The sequence below is a fragment of the Lutibacter sp. genome, assembly GCF_046055765.1.
Taxonomy (GTDB): domain Bacteria; phylum Bacteroidota; class Bacteroidia; order Flavobacteriales; family Flavobacteriaceae; genus Lutibacter.
Map to the genome: position 1 here is coordinate 1 of NZ_JASFZF010000062.1, position 6,389 is coordinate 6,389.

The 6,389-nt window shown below is 27.8% G+C and carries 7 protein-coding genes and 1 pseudogene; 1 reads left to right on the forward strand and 7 read right to left on the reverse strand.

The window, feature by feature from the left end:
• Positions 1-295, forward strand: a pseudogene (locus QM495_RS06620) (M1 family peptidase); the annotation flags it as partial.
• Between the two features lie 39 nt (positions 296-334).
• Here the strand turns inward: QM495_RS06620 and QM495_RS06625 are convergent.
• The 7 genes from QM495_RS06625 to QM495_RS06655 all read right to left on the reverse strand — a co-directional run bounded on the left by QM495_RS06625 (position 335) and on the right by QM495_RS06655 (position 6,100).
• Complete coding sequence (locus tag QM495_RS06625; protein WP_408671325.1) at positions 335-910, reverse strand: pentapeptide repeat-containing protein; 576 nt, start codon at positions 908-910, stop codon at positions 335-337.
• A gap of 8 nt (positions 911-918) precedes the next feature.
• On the reverse strand, positions 919-1,740 hold the full coding sequence (gene lgt / locus QM495_RS06630) for a prolipoprotein diacylglyceryl transferase (RefSeq protein WP_408671326.1): 822 nt from the start codon (positions 1,738-1,740) through the stop codon (positions 919-921).
• A gap of 39 nt (positions 1,741-1,779) precedes the next feature.
• On the reverse strand, positions 1,780-2,037 hold the full coding sequence (yidD, locus tag QM495_RS06635; protein WP_408671327.1) for a membrane protein insertion efficiency factor YidD: 258 nt from the start codon (positions 2,035-2,037) through the stop codon (positions 1,780-1,782).
• Between the two features lies 1 nt (position 2,038).
• A complete protein-coding gene (gene cysS / locus QM495_RS06640; RefSeq protein ID WP_408671328.1) occupies positions 2,039-3,511 on the reverse strand; it encodes a cysteine--tRNA ligase in 1,473 nt (490 codons plus the stop codon).
• Positions 3,512-3,617: 106 nt separating this feature from the next.
• On the reverse strand, positions 3,618-5,090 hold the full coding sequence (locus QM495_RS06645) for a hypothetical protein (RefSeq protein ID WP_408671329.1): 1,473 nt from the start codon (positions 5,088-5,090) through the stop codon (positions 3,618-3,620).
• Positions 5,026-5,628: a hypothetical protein gene (locus tag QM495_RS06650; protein WP_408671330.1), complete on the reverse strand. Its 603-nt coding sequence runs from the start codon at positions 5,626-5,628 to the stop codon at positions 5,026-5,028. Before QM495_RS06650 ends, QM495_RS06645 begins: the two co-directional genes overlap by 65 nt.
• Positions 5,621-6,100, reverse strand: coding sequence for an RNA polymerase sigma factor (locus QM495_RS06655; RefSeq protein WP_408671331.1), 480 nt, complete (start codon positions 6,098-6,100; stop codon positions 5,621-5,623). Before QM495_RS06655 ends, QM495_RS06650 begins: the two co-directional genes overlap by 8 nt.
• Between the last annotated feature and the right edge of the window lie 289 nt (positions 6,101-6,389).

Sequence of the window (6,389 nt, forward strand, 5' to 3'; positions counted from 1 at the left end):
AGCTCCAAAATATTTTTACGAATTGAAGTTTGAAAAACCTGGTGATTTAGTAATGCCTATTATTGTTGAATTTGAATATGAAGATGGTACTAAAGAACGCAAACAATATCCTGCTCAAATTTGGAGATTGAATGATAAAGAAGTCACTAAAGTTTTCCCTTCAAGCAAAGCAATAAAAAAAATTACTATAGATCCTGATGAAGAAACTGCCGATGTAGATTTAAGCAATAATAGTTGGCCTAAAAATAAAGACACAAAATTTGAAAAATTTAAACGAGAACAAATTAAAGGATAATAAAAAAAGCCACTCAATTGAGTGGCTTTTTTTATGAATTTATTCTTCTATTTCAATAGTGTATTTACTCAGCAAACCTGGTAGTCCAACTATTGAAAATTTTGCTTTTTTTATACTATTCAATTCGGGATCAAGCAAATAATTATAAGCTGTTCTAAAATCTGCTTTTTCTAATATTGAATGATTAAAAATTGTTCCTGACAAATCACAATCCTTAAAATTAGCATTTATTAAATTGGTTTCGGTAAAATCAATTTCAAGTAATTTACACTCTTTAAATATGATTCCTTTCAGTTTTAATTTATAGAATGAAACCAAATTTAAATAACAATTTTCAAAGTTAAGTTGTAGTAAAAATTCATCACAATTATGGAATTGAATTCCTAAAACTTTACAATTCTTAAACTCTACATCTTTTAAAGATGTGTTTTTAAAACTTGTTAAACTAAAATTACAAGTATCAAATTCACATTCAATAAAAGCACTATTTGATACATCAGAATTAGAAAATATACAATCTATAAAAGTACAATTATCATATTCTCCTCTAGTAAATTTTTCAATTGAAAAATCTTTTTTCTCAAATACTTTATCCTCAATAAATAAATCTGACACTTTAAATATTATGCTTTTGTTTTACGAAACATAAAGTATAACCCAATTAGTACTAATGGTACACTTAAAACTTGTCCTGTATTTAATCCTAAAACCCAATCTTCACGACCTTCAACTTGTGCTTCCTTAAAGAATTCAATCACAAATCTAACGGTCCATAATAGCACGAAAAATAACCCGAAAAGATAACCTTGTTTTTCTTTTTTATTAGTTTTCCAATATACGAACCAAAGGATTACAAAAATTGCTAAATAGCAAATTGCTTCATATAACTGAGCTGGATGACGTGGAAAATCTTCTCCTAAACGTTTAAATACAAAACCATAATTGGAATTTGTAGGTTTTCCAATAATTTCAGAATTCATTAAATTACCTAATCTAACAAACATGGCTCCTATTGCTACTGGCACAACAATCCTATCTAATATAAAAAATATGGGTTTTTTAAGCACTTTTTTACTAAATAAATACATGGCTATAATTATCCCAATAGCTGCACCATGACTTGCTAAGCCTCTATAGCCTGTAACTTCAAAAGTTGGAGAAAATCGAACTGGCAAAATTACTTCTAATGGATGTTGAAATAAAAAAGAGGGGTCATAAAACAAGAAATGTCCTAAACGTGCACCAATTAATGTTGCAACAACAATATAAATAAATAAAGAATCTAATTTTTCTATTGAAATTTTCTCATTAATAAATATTTTTTTCATTAAATACAAGCCTATCATAAAAGCTAATACAAACATTAAACTGTAATAACGAATGGCAACAGGTCCTAATTTAAATAATATTGGTGAAGGATTCCAGTCTATTTGAAGTAGCATCATTTTTTTGATTTATTTTTTTAATTAAGTTATAAAAGTAAGCTATTTTTTATTAGCTATTTCGTCTTTTTCAGGAACAGGATCATAACCACTTCCACCCCATGGATGACAACTCCCAATTCGTTTAATGGCTAATTTTCCGCCTTTAAAAAACCCATGTTTTTGAAGTGCTTCTAATGTATAGCTAGAGCACGTTGGTGAATATCTACAACTTGATGGCGTGTAAGGCGAAATTGCCGCTTGGTAAAAGCGCACGAGCCAAATAAAAGGAATTGCCAATATTTTAGTGAAACTTTTCAATTTAATTTACTGAAAAAGTTGTACCATCTTTTCCATCTTTTAATTGAATACCTAAAGATGCTAGTTCATCACGAATTTTATCAGAAAGATTCCAATCTTTATTATCACGCGCATCTTTACGCATTTGAATCAATAGTTCTATAACCCCATTTATTTTATCTGAACTATCTTGTTCAACTTCATTTTTTAACCCTAAAACATCAAAAACAAACGTATGTATTGTTGCTTTAAATTCTTGTAAGTCATTCACTGTTAAAGTTTCTTTTTTGTCAATTAATAAATTGACATATTTTACAGCTTCAAATAATTGTGCAATTAAAACCGGACTATTAAAATCGTCGTTCATTGCATCGTAACATTTTTGTTTCCAAGCTTTAATATCAATTGAAGATGAAGATGAAGTTTCAATTTTATCTAATACATTAATTGCCTCAATTAGTTTTAAATACCCTTTTTCTGAAGCTTCTAAACCTGCACTTGTAAAATCTAAAATACTTCTGTAATTAGCTTGAAACATAAAAAAACGAGTAGCACTTGGCGAAAATGGTTTACTTAAAATATTATTTTCACCTGTAAATATCTCATTTGGTAAAATATAATTTCCCGTTGATTTAGACATTTTTTGACCATTTAAAATCAACATATTTGTGTGCATCCAATAATTAACAGGATGTACATGATTGTTCACATTAGACTGTGCAATTTCACATTCATGATGTGGGAATTTTAAATCCATTCCACCTCCATGAATATCAAAAGTTTTTCCTAAATATTTTGTGCTCATTGCTGAACATTCTAAGTGCCAACCTGGAAAACCATCACTCCAAGGAGATGGCCAACGCATAATATGACTTTCATCTGCTTTTTTCCAAAGTGCAAAATCTTGTGGATTCTTCTTTTCCGATTGTCCATCTAACGTTCTTGTATTTTCAATAGAATCTTCAATTTTTCTCCCTGAAAGTATTCCGTAATTTTCAGTTTCATTATATTTTAATACATCAAAATACACAGACCCATTTACTTCATAAGCCATTCCTTTGGCTAATATGTCTTTAATAATTTCAATTTGCTCAATTATATGACCTGTAGCAGTTGGTTCAATGCTAGGTGGTAAAAAATTCAATTTGTGAAGAATTGTATGAAAATCAACAGTGTATTTTTGTACAACTTCCATAGGTTCTATTTTCTCTAAGCGTGCTTTTGTAGAAATTTTATCTTCGGAATCATCATCCGTCAAATGCCCAGCATCAGTAATATTACGCACGTATCTAACTTTATAACCTAAATGCTGTAAATAACGAAAAACCAAATCAAATGACATAAAAGTTCTTACATTTCCTAAATGTACATTACTGTAAACTGTAGGTCCACAAACGTACATTCCAACATTTCCTTCGAGAACTGGTTTGAAAATTTCTTTAGATTTACTTAAAGAATTGTATATTTTAAGCTGATTTGTTTTGTATAATTCCATTAATTATTAGTTGTTTTTAAAGTTGTAAAGATAAAAACAAATCCCTAATGGAAAAATTTATACTACAATGGATTTTGTAGTATTTTTATTGAAGTAAAAAGAAAACCTAATTTAAATTAACTGAACTATAAACCCCCGTTAAAACGAGCTTATTTTGAGAAAATTTATCTTTTAAAAAACCTTGAATAGTTTCTACACCACGTTTTTTAATATTCGTAGTTTTATTGAAAAAATCTTCAATAAAAAAGGAGGAATCTTTTCCGTTAATTTGAAAAGTAAAAGCTGCATCAGATAGTTTAAATGTACCTTTAGCGTAATCTAAAATTATATTTAAGTTATTAAAATCTGGCACAATTTTTAGCACCTCTAAATTTCCAAATCTTTGACTTAGAGCAACATTATCACCAACTTCATCTATTACAACATCAGATGAATTTGAAAATAAATTAGCATTGCTAAATGTTCCAAACGTAGCGTTTGGAACATTTTTTAAGGTTACATTTCCAGAATTTAAAGTGTTAATTATTACTGGAGAATTCGAAAATTTTAATTCATTTTTAACACCGCTAATAATTCCCCCAACAAAATTACCATAAGTTATATTAACTGATAATTTTTTATTTGAATTTGGAATATTTAACTTTCCATGTCTCACATTTAAATCGAATGTTGCATTTTTAGGTACTTTGATTTTAAAGTACTTTCTAACTTTAACTTTAGAATTTTTGTTGTCACTACTATAATAAATATTCTCACCCTGAATATTAATAGAATCTGAAAGTTTATGAATAGAATTTGAATAATTGTGAATTGAATCAAATTTACCTTCTTCTTTCATTTTTTTAATCATTTCCATAGCCATTTTACTAGCTTTCTTAGCTCCTTTTATCTGTTCTTTTAATTCAGATTTATTTTTAAGTATTTCTTTTCTAACTTTTTCGGCTATTTTTTTAGATTCAATCATTATATTCTTAAACTCTTTAGAGTTTTTAAACTCAATTATTTTAAGTTTATACTCATCAGAATTCCGTACTAAATCTAACCTTTCCTTATAACCACTTTCTTTAAATTTCTTCACTTGTTTTGCCACTCTTATTTTATAACCTTTCAAATAGGAAGAGTCTTTTTTATATGCATCATAATCAAATTCATCAAAATCCATCTCTGGCATTTCAGGCATTTCAAAATCAGGAAAATCTATATCAGGTATTTCAAAATGTGGAACGTCAATATCTGGAAAATTAAAATCGAAATCAAATTTAAAATCAAAATTAGTGGAGAGAGAAGTAATTTTAACTTTACTTTTATTCCCTAAAGCCTCAAACTTCCATTTTTTCAATATTTTTTCAGCTGCTGCTTTTGTGACACCTTCTACTTCCATTACGGCTTCAATGGATACTTCGTTTTTGTTCCAAGTTTCAATATCAACATCTGTATTTGTTGCATTTATTACAATTGCTACATCAGAATTTACTTTAAACTTTTCTTTAATTGTTTTATCAAATTTTTGTGCTTTAACACTTATAATTGTTAAAAATAATAATGTTAAAGTGACTATTTTGTGCCTGTAAGTTTTCATTTTGTGTGTTGTTAAGTTTTTTTAATTCGTTTAATTGCTCTTTAAGTTGGTACAATAATTTTAAACGCAGTTGTAAATTATTAATTAAAGCATTAATTGTTTTTTCATTCAAACCTTCAATGTTTAACTCGTTAGTAAGTAATTTATACTCATTGGTTAATTCTCCTATTTTCTCTAAATAACCATCTAACAACTCTTTATTTTTAGGGGTTTCTTTAAGGTTAGAAATTTCAGTATTAATACTTGCTAAATAAAAACTTTCTATATTCTTTAATTCTGGAGAAATACTTCCTAACCTTTCAATCTTAGCAGTTTTAGGTATTTTCTGAACTGTGTTTCCTGAAAAGTAAAAAATAGACGAACCTAAACCCACAATAACTAAAAACGATGCTGCAATCTTTAAAATATAATTGTACTTATTTTTAGTTATATTCATTTCTTGCTTCAATTTTACTTCAAAATTAATTCTATGATTTTTTGAAAGCTTACTTGTTTGCATTGACTCGTTTTTCAATAATTCTTTTAAATCTTTAGGCATAATTACACTGTTTTAATCGTCCTTTTAATTTGTTTTTACCACGCATTAACTGTGATCTTGATGAAACCTCAGTAATGTTTAACACTTTTGCAATTTCCTGATGATCAAATCCGTCAATTAAATACAAGTTTAAAACTACTTTGTATTTTTCGGGTAAACTGTTAATTGCTGAAGTAACAATAACTGTTGTAACTTCTTCTTTAACGGTCCAATCACCATCATCTGCAATGGTTAGTTCTTTTTCTTCAATTGATACCAACTCAATTCTTTTCTTTTTCAAATAATCAATGCATTGATTAATTACAATTCTTTTAATCCAGGAGCCTATAGTAACTTCACCTTTAAAGCTATGTATGTTTTTAAAAACTTTTAAAAATGCCTCTTGCATCATATCTTCAGCAACAAAGCTATCTTTCACATACCTTAGTGCTATAGTGAACATTGCTTTGCAATACATATCATACAATTGCATTTGTGCTTTTGTATTGTTTTGCTTACAATCTTCAACAATTTTGTTGTTTAAAAAAACGTTTTACTCATTCAGTTGGTCACTTCTATTTATAAAGACGAAACATTATTTTGAGTGTTGCATTTTTATCAAAATAAATATTTTAAATTTACGACAATTATTGAGTTTGAAGTATGACCAAGAAAAAATCAATAAAATCTGCATTACAAGAAGTTAAAGGAATTCAGCAGCCTGCGACTACTAATAATCTGTCTATAAATAAAATTAAACGGCAAAGAAATAAACAACCTTC

Excerpts from the sequence above, each read along its gene's own strand:
- lgt (WP_408671326.1), bottom strand. The coding sequence starts at position 1,740 with ATGATGCTACTTCAAATAGACTGGAATCCTTCACCAATATTATTTAAA.
- cysS (WP_408671328.1), bottom strand. The coding sequence starts at position 3,511 with ATGGAATTATACAAAACAAATCAGCTTAAAATATACAATTCTTTAAGT.
- QM495_RS06645 (WP_408671329.1), bottom strand. The coding sequence starts at position 5,090 with ATGAAAACTTACAGGCACAAAATAGTCACTTTAACATTATTATTTTTA.
- QM495_RS06650 (WP_408671330.1), bottom strand. The coding sequence starts at position 5,628 with ATGCCTAAAGATTTAAAAGAATTATTGAAAAACGAGTCAATGCAAACA.
- QM495_RS06655 (WP_408671331.1), bottom strand. The coding sequence starts at position 6,100 with ATGCAATTGTATGATATGTATTGCAAAGCAATGTTCACTATAGCACTA.